Annotated in this window: 7 protein-coding genes; 1 reads left to right on the top strand and 6 read right to left on the bottom strand. The window is 73.7% G+C overall.

The features are described 5' to 3' along the window. Positions 1–277: 277 nt before the first annotated feature. Positions 278–1615 (bottom strand): SGNH/GDSL hydrolase family protein, encoded by a 1338-nt coding sequence (locus OYE22_RS31875; protein WP_277323671.1) that lies wholly within the window; start codon positions 1613–1615, stop codon positions 278–280. 722 nt (positions 1616–2337) lie between these two features. Here OYE22_RS31875 and OYE22_RS31870 point away from each other — a divergent pair. Continuing rightward, positions 2338–2910, top strand: a complete 573-nt coding sequence (locus OYE22_RS31870) for a zinc ribbon domain-containing protein (RefSeq protein ID WP_277323670.1) — start codon at positions 2338–2340, stop codon at positions 2908–2910. 187 nt (positions 2911–3097) lie between these two features. Here the strand turns inward: OYE22_RS31870 and OYE22_RS31865 are convergent, their stop codons facing one another. From OYE22_RS31865 to OYE22_RS31845, 5 genes are all read right to left on the bottom strand, one after another. Then, entirely contained in the window at positions 3098–4315 is a 1218-nt protein-coding gene (locus OYE22_RS31865; protein WP_277323669.1) for a S8 family peptidase, read from the bottom strand. Positions 4316–5292: 977 nt separating this feature from the next. Continuing rightward, positions 5293–9534 carry a hypothetical protein gene (locus tag OYE22_RS31860; protein ID WP_277323668.1) on the bottom strand — a complete coding sequence of 1414 codons (4242 nt, stop codon included), beginning with the start codon at positions 9532–9534 and terminating at the stop codon, positions 5293–5295. Positions 9535–9537: 3 nt separating this feature from the next. Beyond that, positions 9538–13224 carry a hypothetical protein gene (locus OYE22_RS31855; protein WP_277323667.1) on the bottom strand — a complete coding sequence of 1229 codons (3687 nt, stop codon included), beginning with the start codon at positions 13222–13224 and terminating at the stop codon, positions 9538–9540. Positions 13225–13654: 430 nt separating this feature from the next. Then, a complete protein-coding gene (locus OYE22_RS31850) occupies positions 13655–14830 on the bottom strand; it encodes an abortive phage infection protein (RefSeq protein WP_277323666.1) in 1176 nt (391 codons plus the stop codon). Between the two features lie 168 nt (positions 14831–14998). Continuing rightward, entirely contained in the window at positions 14999–15397 is a 399-nt protein-coding gene (locus tag OYE22_RS31845; RefSeq protein WP_277323665.1) for a GntR family transcriptional regulator, read from the bottom strand. Positions 15398–15862 lie beyond the last annotated feature (465 nt).

Below are 15862 nucleotides of genomic sequence, written 5' to 3'. Positions count from 1 at the left end.
TCCTCCGGGTGCCCGCCGGGTCCGACGGGGCTTCCGCCCACGGGCCACGCCGGTCGCCCCGATGCCCGGACAGGGCTCGGGACGACCGGCGGGTGCCCGCCCACGCGCGCCCACGCCCCCAGCGCACGGCCCGCACACCCGCCCGTGGGCCGGCCCGCCGCTCGCCTCCCCGCGACGGCTCGGGAGTGCTGTGCCCGCGTGGGCTTTCGCTCCCAACCAGCTTCCCTGGTACGGGCGTTGTGCCGTTATGACTGGTCAGCGGAGGCCGCGCGCCGGGTCACAGCTCGTCGATGTCGATGGCCTCGGCCATCGCGTGGTAGCCGGCGTCGCTCGGGTGCAGGTGGTCGCCGCTGTCGTAGGCGGGGAGCAGCCGGTCCTCGTCGGCGGGGTCGGCCAGCACCTTGTCGAGGTCGACGACCTCGTCGTAGGCGCCGGAGGTGCGTATCCACTTGTTCAGCTCGTCGCGCTTGGTCTCGCCGCGGTCGGTGTAGTACCCGGCGCCCTTGAAGGGGACCAGGGTCGAGCCGATCACCTTGAGGCCCTTGGCGCGGGCCTGACGGATGATGTCGCGGTGGCCGGCGATCAGTTGCTCGACCGACACGTCCGGGATCTGCCCCATCCCACCCAGTCCGATGTCATTGATGCCCTCCAGCACGATGACCGTGCGGATGCCCGGCTCGGCCAGCACGTCCTTGGCGAAGCGGTCCACGCCGCTCTCGCCCGTGCCCGGGGTGCCGACGGTGACCATGTTGCCGCTGATCCCGTGGTTGAGGATGCTGCGCGGGCCCTCCTCCCGGACGAACCGTTCCGCCAGGTCGTCCGGGTAGCGGTTGTTGGCGTCGATGGTCGAGCCCATCCCGTCGGTGATCGAGTCGCCGAAGGTCACCACGCCGTCGCGCCGCCCGTCGCCCTTGCCGCGCACCTCGACGTCGGCGAGGTAGTACCAGGACGCCGAGGTCTCGGTGAAGGGCTTGCCGCTCTCGTCGGGCCGCTGGTCGCCCGCCGCCCGGTAGGCCGTGGCGGAGGCCGCCATGTGGTACGTGGCCGGACCGGTCGGCTCGTGCAGGTACAGCGTGACGGTCAGCGATTCCAGCGCCCTGACCCGCAGCGGCACCGCGTCGGTGAACACCTCGCCACCCGCCGGGATCGTCACCGACTCCTTCTTCCCGAAGGCCAGCGGCCGGCTCGTGTCCTCGCGCACCGCCGCGCCCTTGTCCGTACGGCCGACCGTGGCCCCGGTCACCTTCAGCGGGGCGGTGCCGTAACGGTTTGAGAGCTTGAAGCGGGCGCTCGTGCCCCCGACGCTGACCCGGACCACCTGCCGCAGCGTCTGCTGCTTGAAGCCCTGCTGCGACCAGTTGGGGAACAGACCTCGTCCGGGCTGCTGGACGGAGGTCGACCAACCGCCTTGCCAGGTCTTGCCGTTGAGCCGTTCGGCGCCCGCCGTGGTGGTGGTCGGCGCGCCGCTGTCGGCCACCGACATCGGCGCGGGGGGCAGCACCAGCAGCGCCCCCGCCGAGAACAGCACCGCCAGGGGGCGGGCCGCCGCCCGTAAGCGCCGGGACCCGAGGTCCGCTCCCCGGCTCGCCGATGCGTGTCGTGTCCGGTCACTCATGGATGTGCTCCTTGTCTTCTTCGTCTCGCGCGCGTCTCGTTCGTGGCCGTGGTTCTCCCGTTCGTTGGTGCGCACGGCGGCTCGGCCACCGGCTTCGCTCGTCTCGCTCCGCATCGCCGGCCTCGACGGCCCGGCGCGGCACGGGCGCACCAGGGCACGCACGCGTCACCGTGGGACGCGCGCACGACCTGGGGCACTTGCTCCGCTCTCGTACCGGCTCGCTCAGGAGCCGACTACCGCACCGCGGATGCTCGGGCTCTACGTCACCACCTCCCCCGTGCGGGCGTCTACGGGGCCCACGTACGGGCGAAGCGGGAATTGGCCACGGTCCGCGCGTCGGCGCGCGCGTTGGACCCGGCCCTGGGCACGGCACATGGCGCGGCGCGTCCGGAGGCGCCGACGCGCCACGCGGCGCTCCCGGCGCGTGCGCGGTGGTGAGCGCGCCAAGCGGCGTCGCGGCAGACGCCGCGCCCGAACGGCCGGTACCGATCGGAGCTTCCCCCGCCCCTTGGTCCCCATCTGTCCCGCTAGCCGCCCATCCCGCCCCCGAGGCTCCGTCCGACCGGCCCGTGCGGGCCCCGGCGTCCGGAGGGCCGACGGGCCAGGGTCGGCTCGCGGTCAGGGTCGGGGTCGGGGACGGCTCACGGTCGGAGAGCGCGTCGTTCGTTTCGTACGATGCGGAACACTGTGCCGAAACAGCCGAGCCGAGAAAGGGGGTCCTGGTGGCAGCGGTCCCTGAGCCCCGGGTGCTCGCCCAGGTGAGCGAGCTGACCGAGGAGGCGGCCACGGAGCAGCGCGGCGCCCTGTGGCGGCTCGCTGTCGACCAGCGACAACTGGACGCCAACGTCATCCGGCTGCCCCCGGGCGCCCGGGTCGCGGCGCATCTGGAGGCGCGGTTGGACGTGCTCCTGTACGTCATCGAGGGTGACGGGCACCTGACGGGCGGCGGCGAGGCGGCTCCGGAGGGCGGCGCGGTCGGACGGTCGGACGAGGCAGACGAGGCGGACCGGGCAGACGGGGCGGGCGAGGCTCAGGCCGCGCTCGGGCCGGGTGCGCTCGTGTGGCTTCCGCACGGCTCGCGGCGGGCGCTGTACGCCGGCGCCGCCGGTCTCACCTACCTCACCGTGCACCGCCGCCGCCCCGGGCTCACCGTCGGCGCCCCCGCCCCGGTCGAGCGGACCGGTGGCGAGGCGGCCTGCCTGTTGCACCGCGTGTGCGTCGAGTGCGGGCGCCTCGCGCCCGAGACCGACGCCCGCTACTGCGGGCGCTGCGGCACGGCCCTGCCCGAGCACTGAGCCATCGCGGCCCCGGGTCCCCGGTGGCGGCCGGGCCGCGATGGCCGGTCCCGGCGTGCGCACGCGTGGCGGCGCACCGCGCCGGGGTGGCCCCCGGGGCGGTGCGCCGTGTGGTGCGTGGTGCGTGTGGTGTCAGGCCGTGTGGCCGAGGCTCCCGTGACTCAGCACGGGTCGCCGTTCGGCGGGGTTACGGCACGATGCGCAGCAGCTTGTTGGGCGAGCCGCTGCCCGGGTTGGTCACCTTGCCCGGGGTGGCGCCGTTCACCAGGGCCGTGGCCACCTGGGCCGGGGTGGCGCTGGTGTGGTTGGCCAGGTAGACGGCGGCCGCGCCCGCCACGTGCGGGGTGGCCATGGAGGTGCCGGAGATGGTGTTGGTGGCGGTGTCGCTGGTCCGCCAGGCAGCGGTGATGTCGGAGCCCGGGGCGAACAGGTCCACGATGGAGCCGTAGTTGGAGAAGCTCGACCGGGAGTCGGTGCGCGTGGTGGCGCCGACCGTGATGGCCTCGCTGACGCGGGCGGGCGAGGTGTTGCGGGCGTCCCGGTTGTCGTTGCCGGCCGCGACGGCGTAGGTGACGCCCGCGCGGATGGAGTTGCGCACGGCCGTGTCCAGGGCGGAGCTGGCGCCGCCGCCGAGGGACATGTTGGCCACCGAGGGGCCGCTGTGGTTCTTGGTCACCCAGTCGATGCCGGCCACCACGCCCGCGGTGGTGCCCGACCCCTGGTCGTTGAGCACGCGGACCGCCACGACCTTGGCCTTCTTGGCGACGCCGTGGGCGATGCCCGCCGTGGTCGAGGCGACGTGCGTGCCGTGGCCGTTGCCGTCCTGGGCGACGTTGTCGTTGTCCACCGCGTCGTAGCCGTTGACGGCCCGGCCGCCGAAGTCCTGGTGGCTGATGCGCACGCCGGTGTCGATGATGTAGATGGTGGTGCCGCCGCCCGCGCTGTCGGGGTAGGTGTACTTCTGGTCCAGCGGCAGGTTGGCCTGGTCGATGCGGTCCAGGCCCCAGTTGGGCGGGTTGGTCTGGGTGGCGGTCGCGTGCACCGCGGTGTCCTGGATGACCTGGTCGACGGCCGGGTCGGCGGCGAGCTTCTTCGCCTCGCGCTCGCTGAGCTGCGCGGAGTAGCCGTTGAGGGCGGCCGTGTAGGTGTGTCTGACGGTGCCGCCGTACTCGGCGATCAGGCTCTTGCCCTCGCCCGACGTGGAGGCGATCCCGGCGGCCTTGTTCAGGGTGACGATGTAGCTGCCCTTGATGGCGCCGGCCGTGCCCGCGTCGACGATCCGGCCCTCGGCGGCCTTGGCCTCGGTGGCCTGGGCGGGGAGCGCGGAGACGGCGCCGATGGCGGTGACGGCGGCCACTGCGGCGACCGCCGTGGCCAGTCGGGACTTGCGCATGGGTATTGCCATGGTGAGGGGTCCTCCTCATCGTGGCGCGCTGCGGTACGCGCGCTGGGGATGCAGGGTCTGCATGCGCGGTTCTCTTCGGGCTCGGCGACGGAGTGGCCGAGGGAGGTGCCTGGGACGGACCGTGTTGCCGAGCCGAGCCGTGCTGTCGCGGTCTGGTGGAGGTCGGTGTGCCGGCCCCCGCCGGAGGTGTCGCGGCAGCTCAGGCAGTCCGTCGCTCCCGTGGGGGCGAGCGCCGGTGCAGGCGGTCGGTACGAGGTGGGTGACGGGCTGCCGTGGCTGAACCTTGGCGCACCCCGCGTACATGACACAAGAGCGCACTGAAGGCCGTTTTCCACAGTGATGCACGCTCACGCGAGCCGGCCGCGCCCTCCACGCGCCGCGCCCCGGCGCGCATCAGGGCGCGGACCTGCGTCTCCCGCGCGAACTGTGGTGGTCAGCGCGGTGGCCGTACGACGAAACGGGTTTCACAACGAGGCGTGCGGGTGTGAACCGGGCCACACGGAAGGGCCGTTGGAGCGCCGGACAGCGCAACAAACAGTTAACACTCCGCGGCGCGCGGCCCGTGCACCGCCCCCCCTCCCGACGCGCGTGCCACCTCCGCTTCACCTACCTGTGTCGCGGCAGCCGCTTCCGCCCCTGGGTGCAGGTCCATTCGGGTGAGCCCGGATTGACGACCTCTCCGGTGGGCATCGCCCCCCACATCCCCTCCGGGCGGACAACAACAGGCCGGACACCATCTCCGACCCGCCCAACGGGTGCCGCACGCTCAACGGCGGCGCGGCCAACGCCAGCAACCGCACGGACACGGTGGCCACCGTCTACCGGTTCTCCGACTGTCGCGCCTCCGGGAGGATCGCCACCGTGCCGGCGCGCGGTGGCACCTGGAACGGCGGTCCGACGCTGACCGTCGCGCACGGCGTCAGGTTCGGCTGAGCCCCGGCGGGGCGCCCCCGCCCGGGGCGCCTCGCGCGGGCAGGTCACTCCTGGAGCACGAGCTTGCCCAGCAGTGTGCGCGTCAGGGCGAAGTGGTCGGCGTGGATCAGCCGGCGGCCCACCGGGAGCGGCCCGCCGCCCACGGTGACCGTGTCGGTGGCGGTGGCCGTATCGGTCAGGTACGTCTCGTGCTCCTCGATCCGCAGCCGGTGCGCCGTCAGCGGCGCGAGGGGCGGGGACGGGGGCGTGAGCAGCCCGGTCCAGACGAAGCCGCCGTCGCGTGCCGCGCAGCCGAGTTCCACCGGTGGCCCGACGTCGGTCCAGGCCAGGTCGCTGGCGGCCACCTCGCGCCGCTGGAAGGTGGCCCGCACGCGCCGGCTGGCCGCGATGCCTGGCAGGCCCGTCCCGGCGCGTTCGCCGAGCGAGTTGGCCGCGAACGGGCCGGCCAGCTCCAGTTGGATCCTGCCGTCGGAGGTCATGGACCCGGTGGCCGTGCGTCGCGGCACCAGTTGGGTGAACTCCGTCGTAGTCACCTTCGACAGGTGCAGCGGATCGATGGAGTGCGGCTGGTAGCGCGCCAGGGCCAGCCGCAGGTACGGGAAGTACGCGGTGGCATCGGCCAGTTCGCCCAGGCTGACGTCGATGTCGCAGTACCACAGTCGCAGGCTCTCGTCGTACTCCGGTGTGAACGCCGCGACGGCGGCCGTCACCTGTTGTCCGTCGACCGGCTCGGCCAGCGCGCGATCGGTCGCGGTGGCCGTGGCGTTGGGAAAGTTGGCGGGCGCGAGGAGGGGCGAGGCGGTGCGGTCCGCCCACAGCGGGTCCGTCGCGTAGCGGGTCACCAGGTGGTCGGGCAGGTCGGGGCCCGGGGCGGCGCCCGGGTCGAGGACGACGGCCAGCATCTCGTCGTCGCCCGACGAGTACCAGGGGCGCTTGAGGTAGGCCCGCACCCCGGCGCGGTGGCGGGTGCGCGTCACCCGGTGCCGCTCGTGGTCCACCTCGCGCTCCCAGGTGAAGGTGGGCACGAGGTGGCTCAACTCCGGCGGCTCCGGCCTGCGAGTGCTGGGTACGGGCCAGCCCTGGCCGGTGGGGCCCGGGTTGTCCGGGCCGCGCCGGGTGACGAGTTCGGTGCGCCGGGTGATGTCCGGGTGGAAGTACTCGCGGAACCGGGTGGTGGCGGTCGGCGTGTAGGTGACGTCGCGGTGCCGGGTGTCGCGGAACTCGTGGCGTACGCCGGACAGCGAGCGGCTGTCCTGCGCCGGCCCCACCGTGACGTCCCCGACGTGGGCGTGGACCGTGACGCGCTCCGGCGCGTCCTGGGTGACGTCGTCGATCCACTCCTGCCAGGTCGCGTCCACGTCGACCCGGCCGGTGCTCCCGGCGTGGTTGCGCACGCTGCCACCCAGGTCGGCGAAGGTCTCCTCGGCCCTGCGGCGGAAGGTGAGGTCGCCGATGACCGGCCGCTCCAGCGGCTTCTCCACGGCGTGCACCAGGGTGAGTTCGACCCACGGGGTGATCAGCCAGTTCTCGCCGTCGGCGGCGGCGTCCGTCAACTCCTCCCGCTTCTCCGGCGGCAGCCCGGTCGTCGGGTCGCTCCACAGCGGAGTGCCGGTCAGCAGCCGCCACTGGTGGAAGGTGGTCAGGTCGTCGCGGTGCACGTGGCAGCTCATGCGGACGGTGGCGAAGGTGGCCTTGGGCAGGAAGACGGTCAGCTCCCGGTCGACGAGCCCGCGCCAGACCGGCGGGCCGCTGCCCTCCTCGATCTTCAGCCGCAGCGGCCTGGCCTGCGGCCACGGGCCGGGGAAAGCGTACGTCTCGGTCGGCTTGCCACCGGGCAGCCCCCGGAAGGAGACGCCGCGCGCGAGCACGTCGGGCAGGTACGGCAGGAGCAGTCCGCGGCCGTCGTGGACGACGTACTCGCCGGGGGCGAGGCCCGCGCCACGGGGCACCGGTAGCGGGGTGAGCGGCACCGGGTCGTGCGGGCCGTGCTTGGCGACGTGGATGGCGCCGATGGCCTTGAGGTCGATGACACGGTCCGGGTCCTCGGCGAGGCTGACCCTGGTGTCCAGGTAGCTGCCAGCCTCGCGGGAGGCCGCGGCGAAGAACTGCCGCCGCTGCGCCGGGGGCTTGCCGGGCCCGAAGGCCGCGTCGTACAGGCCGTGTTGCTCGGCCATCTGGAGCGCGGTCTTGGGTGGGCTGACGTGTCGCTCGTCGAAGGGGCGGTAGCGCCGGTCGAGCTTGTCCACCGGCGTCTGGGCCTCGTGGTCGGGGACTTCGGCGTTGCGCTGGATGGCCCACATGTCGGGCGGCAGGGGCGTTCCGTCGTCGGAGACGGTGCTCCGGATCACCAGCCGGGGCTCCGACTCGCCCTCCAGGAAGGGCCAGCGGGGGATGACCGCCGGCGGCGGCACCGGCTCCCACCGGCCGTAGGTCAGCGCCTGGGTGACGGCGTTCGGCGGGGTGTCGGCGTCGAGGTCGGGCCCGTTGCCCGCGAGGTCCACGAGGCGGGCGCGCAGGCGGTAGGTGCGCCCGTAGCGCAGTGCGGGCAGGCTGCCGGGGCGCGGCCGGAAGCTGGTGTCGAGCGGGAAGTCCGGCGAGAGGTCGGGCTCGGGCACCTGGGGCAGGTTGTCCTCGCCGATGGTGCGGCCGGGCGGCGGTGCGGCCAGGCTCCAGCCGTGCCAGCCGAACAGCGCCTGGTGGACGTAGTGGTGGCGCTCGTCGGTCCGGTCCTGGGTGAGCGTGCTGGCCTTGACGTGTCCCTCGTCGGGTTCGGCCTGGATGGTGACCGGGGGCTTGCCGGGGCGCCTGATGGCGTAGCTGCCGGTGCGGGCGCAGAGCGGGTACCAGCGGGCCACCTGGCCCGTGGCGTCGTCCACAACGCCGACGTCCACCCGGTAGCCACGGACGAGGTGCGACGCGTCCAGGACGGCTGCGGAGAGGGGGATGCCGCTCTGGTCGACGCCGGCCACGTGGCGCGCGTCGGCCTCCAGTTGGTCGGCGAGGTCCGCGTCCCGCCCCTCGACGAGCACGGTCAGACCCGCGCCGTGCAGCGCTGGGGGCGCGGTGGTCTCGGGCGCGATCGCGCCGGCGGGCTCCGACGGGCTGGTGAAGAGTTGGTCGAAGATCCGGGAGAACTCGACGAACTTCATCGCCGCGCCGTCCACGTCGAGGTCGGTGACGTGCACGCGGCTGTCGCCGAGGCCGAGCATGCGGTGCCCGTACGGGCCGGCGTCGTCCGCGTACGCCTCGAACCGCTGCCCCGCCACGTGGCGCAGCCGGGTCCACGGGCGCAGGCTCTCGTCCCCGTTCAGCCCCTCGTGCGGTGGGGCGAAGGTGACGCGGGCCTGCCACTGGTCGGCGAGCCCGGGCGGCGGGGTGACCAGCAGGTCGAGGGCGAGGCCGAAGCGCCGCAGCAGCTCGGGGTAGTCGGCGAGGAGCGCGCAGGCCGCGTGGAAGTCGAGGTCCGGCCGCTCCGGTGGGGGTGGCGGCGGGTCGGGCTCGGCGCCGGGCTCGGGAGGCGCGGGGCGCCGGTCGTAGAAGCGGTACGCCTCGGCGAGGCCGAGTTCGGCCTGGAAGGGCGCGTAGTCGGGGTGCGAGCGGTCGATGTAGCGGGGCCGGTACGGGTTGGCGGCGGCCTCGGTGGCCGGTTCGCCCGAGCCCTCCGTCGGGGCGCGCCCGATGAGCCGGTCGAGCCGCTGGTAGGACGCGCCGACGGAGCGGGCGAGGTCGCGGACGGGCTCGGTCAGCGGCGTCGTCAGGTCGTCCGTCTGGGGGTGGTCCCAACTGGGCGGCGGCTGCGGCGGCACGCTCGGCGCGCCACCCGGCGCCGCCACGCCCTCGCCGCCCGGGTCGGGGAAGGCCCGGCGGGCCGCGGTGGCGGTCGCGGCGTTCTCGTACAACGTCGTGACCTGGGCGTGCACGGCCCGGCTCGGGAAGGACCGGAGGGTGATCGGCTCGGCGTCGGCCGCGAGGAGCGCGGCCGTGGGCACGGTGACCCTGGTGTCGGTGGGGAACAGCTCGCACCACAGCGTGCTGTCGGGCGGCGGGTAGCGGTCGGGCCGCACGGTGGTGGGGACCGTGGCGCTCGCCCCGCCCGGCGCCGCGCGGAACTCCACCTGGAGGGCGCCGGCGTAGCGGGCCAGGGTCCGGGGCCAGTCGACGAAGTCGGCGAAGTCACCCAGGGTGGTCCCGCCGGTCAGGCGGGGGGTGACCAGCACCGTCAGGCGGAGCTTGGCATCGGTGGTGAGCCCGTCGGGCAGGACGGTCCACCGGATCGACTCGGGCATGGGTCAGCTCACTTCCGCGAAGGCGGTGCAGTACTCGTCTACGGGCACGCGCTGGACGCCGGTGACCGGGTCGGGGTAGGGGCTCATCATCTCGGCGAAGGTGGGTGGCCGTACCGCGTCCGCCGCCGCCCCGCCGAGCGCGGCCAGGCTGTCGCCGCCACCGCCCACGAAGGTCTTCTCGCACTCGATGGTGACCGACTGTGACCAGAAGCCGATATGGATGCTGACCGAGATCCTGGCCCGGCCCGACACGCGGCCGGGCTGCCAGGTCAGTTCGAGGTACAGCTCGATGGAGGCCGACACGATGCCGAGCACGTCGACCTCGCCTCGGGCCCGGAAGTAGCCGCTGAGCCGGGCCTCTCCGGTGTCCAGCTCCAGCCGGAAGTAGATGCCGGCCATCACCGACAGGCTGCCGCTGGCCACGCCGAAGTTCATGGAGACCGCGGCGCCGAACTCCAGGGCCGCTTCCAGGACGGCCACCCGCTTGGGGGTGAGCACGATGCCGAAGAACCCGCCGCCGCCCAGCATGGAGACGGTCAGCCGGAAGGGGGCCTGCCGGGTGCAGAAGGAGAACCCGACCTCCAGCGACTTCCCGACGAACGGCAGGTCGAGGTAGGCGGCCAGGCGCAGGTTCTCCAGACTGAACACGCCGACCGCGAGGTTGGGCAGTGGCAGCGCGTACGAGGCGACGCTGCCGCTGCTGGTGACCTGGATGCCGGGTGGGTCGCTGAAGCCGTCGATGGGGATGAGCTGTCGCAGCGTCTCCACGAAGGACAGCGGGCCGGTGAACTCCACGCCACGGAAGGCGACGTCGACGTCGAGCTTCTTGCCCGCCCGCGCGGTGAAGCGGATGCGCTCGAAGTCCAGCCGCATGGCCTTGAAACCGGGGATGAGGACGAGGTCGAACTCTTCCAGGCTGCAGGTGATGTCGGCGCCGGCCGTCAGGTCGGAGCGCAGTGACCCGCGCAGGTCGACGATGAGTGAGAAGCGCCCGGTGGTCCTGCCCTGGTCGTCCTGGTGGGGGACGAAGACCGGGTCGCGCGCGGGGAAGGGTTTGATCTCCGGGTTCCACTCCAGGCGCGCGTTGACGGTCTCGGGCAGCTTGGCGCCCCGCCCGGCCTTCTCCAGCGCCTGGCGCACGGAGAGCACCTGTCCGGCCCCGTTGTTCCAGGTCGCGACCGTCTGCCGGACCCGCTCAAGGAGGGCGCGCACGCCCGGGTCGGCGCCGGGCGGCAGGGTGTTCAGCAGGTCGGTGAGGGCTGTGCTGAAGGCGTTGAAGGCGTTGTCGACGTCGGTCAGCCTGATGGGCCCCGGGTGGCCGGCCAGGGACTGGGCGAGGTAGTCGCCGATGATCGTGACCAGCGCGTCCGCGGTCTGCGTCACGCGGCGGCCGACCGCCGCGTAGCGCTCGGCCTCGTTGCGGATCAGGTCGCGGACCCGGCGCAGTTCGGAGAGGAAGCCGGTGACGGCGTTGATGGTCTCGGTGAAGAAGTTGGGCACCTTCAGCGGCTGGTCGAGTCCGGCTTCCTTGATCAGGTCGGCCAGCGGCAGGATGCCGAGCAGGTTGGCGCCGAGGGCGCCGATGACGTCCGACGCGTGGAAGAAGTCGGCCGGTTTGAAGTCGCCGTTGGCGACGGACTCCAACGCGTCCGCGCCGCCGGCCGCGACCCCGGAGACCGGGCCTGTCCTGCGGGAGAGGCCGGCCACGTCGAAGCTGGGCGCGACCAGCCCGCCCGAGCGGTCGCTCTGGCCGCTGAAGTTCATGGTGAGCGGGGTGTCCGGGGCGCCGAGCACGGGCAGCACGTTGAGGAAGACCTCGCCCAGGTTGGCCTTGCGCAGACCCTGGTCGACCTGGCGGAAACCGGACTGGGCGTAGCGCTGGGCGTACGTCACCGGCACGGTCAGGTCGTTGCCGCTGAGCTGGCTGACCGCGGGCACGGTGACGGCGGCCCAGCGGAGTTGCGGCAGGAACTGGGCCTGGCGCGGCGAGGGGCTGGCGAGCCCGGGTGGGGCCGCGACACCCCACACCATGTGGGCCACGTCCAGGCTGGTGTCGTCGGGCTTGGCGCTGGGGGCCAGTGCCACGGCCTGCCCGAGGAGGTCGGCCTTGGTCTCCGGGGCCGGCTCCAGGGCCGCGTCGGTGGTGGCCAGGGGGAGCGGGCTCAGCCCGTTGTACCTGGCCACGACGGCGGCGAGCTTGTCCCGGCTGCCACGGTCCTCGGTAAGGAAGAGCAGCGGCGTACGGAACTCCACGGTCCGCCCCTCGTGGTCTACGGCGGTGACCTTGAACCGGAAGGGGCTCTCGGAACGGGTGGTGGGGAAGAAGTCACAGGACTCGGGGGTGGGGATGTCGTTGGTGAGGTTGGGGGTGACCAGCGTGTCGATGCGTACGGTGGTGAAGGGGAACAGCGCGTTGGCCAGGGGGCCGGTCGCCGGGTCGCCGATCGGCAGGTCGCGTTTCGGGTCGTAGGTGCGCAGCGGCTCGCGTACGACGATGAACCGGCGCTGGAGGAGGTAGCCGGCGCGCGCGTCGTCGAACTTGCGCTCGGTGACCTGGATGAGGTCGGCCCGGTGTCCGAAGGGGCACAGGAAGCCGGAGAACATCAGGCGCACGTAGTGGTCGCGGCCCATGGTGGCGCGGTGTCGCCACTCGGAGAGGGTGACGCCCTGGGGGCGCTGGTCCTGCCACTGGCCCAGGCTGTCGAGCCAGCCACCGACGGCCGACAGCATGAGGTTCTCCACCGCCACCGGAAGCGGCGTGAACGGCTGCCCCTCGGGCGTCGTCAGGCCGTCGTTGGCAGTCAGGTCCACGATGGCGGTGCGCTGCGGGCCGCTGATCGAGGCGGTGAAGGTCTCGGGGGCGCCCGGGTCGGGGTCGCGGTCCCGGTTCCACACCGCGCGCACGGTCCGGTCGGCGGGCCGCCCGCTCGGGTGGGTCAGCCGGGTGTGCCACAGCTCGACCCGCTCCCCCGGCTCCGGGTCGATCGCCCCGCGGTGGACCCACCGCGCCCGCTGCGAGGGCGAGAGCAGGAGTCGGTAGGGCAGTTCGATGCCGGTGTGCGGGCGGGCGGGGTCGGCCAGCGGGTCCTGCGGTACGCGCCCGGCCGCGCCGGTGGCGGCCGGCCCGGGCGCGGCGGCCTCCACCTCGGCGCCGGCGGCGGTCGCCGCGGCGAGTGTCGCCTCGGTGCCGTAGCGGGCGCTCAGCTCGGCGGTGGTACGCAGCAGGCGCAGCAAGGCGGCGGCCCGGAGCGCCGGGTCCGCGTCGCGGCCGGCGGCGGCGTCCTCAATGGCAGGCGGGTCGGGGACGGTGAAGCGGAGGGTGGTCGGGGTGTCGGGTTCGCGGGCCGCGTCCACGACGCGCAGCGGCAGCGTCCGCATGGCGTCGAGCAGCCCGTCCTCGGCGTACTCGACGGCGTCGTCGGGGCCCACCTCGAAGACCAGCACGCTGCGCCCGCTGATCAGCGAGCCGACGGGCGGGTCGGCCGGTGGGGTCGGGCTCTCTTCCTGGAACACCTCCTCCAGCACGTGCTGCGGGCCGAAGGTGACGACGAGGAGGCCGTCGCGTTCCGCGTCGGCGCGGATCAGGTAGCGGCGTCCCAGCCGGTTCTCGATGACGAGGCCGACGAAGCCGAAGGCGAGGTCCAGCAGGTCGGTGCCGCGTAGTACGCGGAGTGGTGACGGTGTGCTCATGATGCCCCTCGGGCCGTGCGCTCGGGGATGGGCGGAGGCGGAGCAAGAGCGGCCACCTGCCCGGGGGGCCAACCGCCGCGAGCAGGCACATGCTGCATCTAGCGCTTATCTATCGCGCACGGCGCGAGCGCAGTAGCGCCCGAACAGGTGATGTGGGAGCCCGCCCCGCGCGGCCCGCGACCCGCCGCATCGTGGGACGGGCGCCCCGCACACCCCCCACCGCACCGCGCTGACGTGGCCGTCACCGACATGACATGGGCCCCGCTCCCCGCCCGAGCGCCGGCGCGCGCCCGGCACGTCGAGCGGTGCGGCCGGGTACGCGGGGATGGCGATAGGGCGGGGGCGGGGCGGAGCGCGCGGGGACGGGCGAGCGGGGGACGAGCGGGGACGGGGGCGGGGCGAGAGCGCGGGGCGGGGGGTCGGGGCGGGTTCAGCGCACGCGTCGCGCGCGCTCGAAGTGCTGGGCCAGGGTGTGGAAGGACTCCTTGGGCTCCCAGTGCCAGTCGGACGCGGGGTCGTCGGACCGCGCCCTGATGGTCTTGACGATGCTGTAGCTCGCCATGTCGAGGTCGTACAGCGGGTCGGCGACGTGTGGCGAGTCCGGGCTGACGAAGCTGAACGCCGTCGCCGCGTACAGGTCCATCGACTCGAAGACGCCGAACACCTCGCCCAGGTAGGCGGCCTGGGTGCGTTCGCTGCGCACGAGGCCGCCCTTGACGCGCGGCGGCCGCACGTCGTAGTCCACGACGTTCCAACCCATGCCGCCGTGCTCGGGCGCGCCGACGAAGGTGCAGGTGCCACACTCCGCGATGGCCACCGGCTTCCCCCACCGCTGGAAGGGCCGCAGTTCGCGGACGTAGTCGGCGCGCCGTGGGTGGTACCCGTAGTAGTTGACGCTGACGATGTCGAAGAGACTCCAGTCCACCTCCTCGTCGAGCGCCGCGCCGTACGTCAGCGCGCCCCGGAAGACGGACCGGCCCACCGCTGCCGCGCGGGCGGTGAACGCCCGGAGCCGGCGCGTCATCTCCTCGCGGTCGTACGTACCGTTCAGCAGGTTCTCGACGCGCTCCAGCACGTTGTCGCCCGGCACGATGCCGGGCACGTAGAGCACGAACTCGCAGCCGACGCTGAGGTGGACCTCGGCGCCCGCGCGGCGGAGCCGCTCGGCGTGCCGGCCGGCCTCCGCGAGGTGGTCCAGGATCTCCTGTTCGGGGCGGTCCGCGAGCCGGGGTTGGAGCCAGACGTGCAAGCCGCGCTCGGCCGCCTCCGACGAGGTGGCCGCCAGGTGGTCGATGCCGTCGCCCCAGACGGAGACGGTGCTCGCGTGCAAATCGTCCCTGATGGCCCGGATGTCGGCACGCATCCTGGTCAGGGTCCACCCCGCGTCGACGGCCTCGGCGCCGACCTCGTAGCACACACCCCGGTGGGTGAGCCCGCCTCCTCGCCGCGCCCCGGCCGTGGGGCCTCCCGCTCCCGGTGTCGGCGTCGCTCCCCCGCCCGATGCCGCCGCCGGGCCCGCGCCCAGCAGCGTCCCCGACGCCGCCGCGCCCCCGGCGGCTCCCGCCAGGGCCAGGAACCGTGCCCGACTGATCCCGTCGCTGCGCACCGCGCCTCCTTCGTGTCGTCCCGCGATCGGTCCACGCCCGGACCCGCCGGGCGTGGCTCCAGTGTGGGAAGCGCGGGTACGACCCCGCGTCATCCCTCGGGCCAGCGCAGGGCGACCAAGGGATGAGCGGGGTGGGGAGACTCGCTACCTAAGTCGGTCAGGTGGCGCTCAGTACCGGTGGTTCACCCCGCGCTCGGCCTCCAGGCGTGACTCGTGCACGCTGCGGCCCACGGTGTCCACGCGCTCGGTGAGGTCGTCGAGCCGCGCGTCCAGTCGCTCCAGGTGGCGCCGCATCGCGGCGACGGCGTGCACCAGGGAGCGGACCGTGGGGTCCAGCTCCGGATCGGCCACCACGACCCCCGGCGTCAGCAGGTTCTCCAGGAGCACCCCGTCATCGGCGAGCCGCTGGTAGGCGGTGGCGACCGCCCTGGTGAGCACGCCCAACTCGGCGGCCAGTTCCTCGGGTTCCGGTAGGGCGTCACCGGGCCGGTAGACGCCGTCGGCGATGTCGCGCCGCACCCGCGCCACGACCTCGTCCGACCTCAGCAACTTTCGCATCCGCTCCATGCCCCGAACGTAACCCCTCACCCGCCCGCCCGTGCGGGCGCGTTCCGGGTTGACCACGGGGCACGGCGCGAGCGCGCCCCGCGGGCGGGGCGGAGCAGCCGCCGCCGTCCACGCAACCCCCCTCGGGCGTGCTTGGCGCGGGCGGACAGCGGCCTCTCCAGGCTGCGGCTTCCCCTGGCCGCAGCGGCGCGGGCCGCGCCGCTCGTCCTGCTCAGCGGTCGCGGTGGCGCCGGCGCAGTGGGCTGGCCGGGCGTGGCGACCTGGTCGCGTCGTGTCCGCGGACGAAGCGACCGGGCGGTTACCCCCGTGCTCCGGGCCGTGTGGCCCCCTGCTGAACGGCGAGCCGGAGGTGGTGCCTTGAAGACGTGTCCCGCTCCCCGTTCACGGTCCACTGTGCCGCGCGGGCGGTCGGCTCGTCATGGGCTCAGAGTGCACGGTTCCTTGGCATGGCGTGCACCCGGGTCA

This window comes from Streptomyces sp. 71268, from assembly GCF_029392895.1.
GTDB lineage: Bacteria > Actinomycetota > Actinomycetes > Streptomycetales > Streptomycetaceae > Streptomyces.
The sequence above is the reverse complement of the archived record's forward strand: the minus strand, read 5'-3'. Positions and strand labels throughout refer to the sequence as shown.

What these genes read in the sequence shown, in the direction of transcription:
- OYE22_RS31875 (WP_277323671.1), bottom strand. Translation starts at nt 1,615, where the DNA reads ATGAGTGACCGGACACGACACGCATCGGCGAGCCGGGGAGCGGACCTC.
- OYE22_RS31865 (WP_277323669.1), bottom strand. Translation starts at nt 4,315, where the DNA reads ATGGCAATACCCATGCGCAAGTCCCGACTGGCCACGGCGGTCGCCGCA.
- OYE22_RS31860 (WP_277323668.1), bottom strand. Translation starts at nt 9,534, where the DNA reads ATGCCCGAGTCGATCCGGTGGACCGTCCTGCCCGACGGGCTCACCACC.
- OYE22_RS31855 (WP_277323667.1), bottom strand. Translation starts at nt 13,224, where the DNA reads ATGAGCACACCGTCACCACTCCGCGTACTACGCGGCACCGACCTGCTG.
- OYE22_RS31845 (WP_277323665.1), bottom strand. Translation starts at nt 15,397, where the DNA reads ATGGAGCGGATGCGAAAGTTGCTGAGGTCGGACGAGGTCGTGGCGCGG.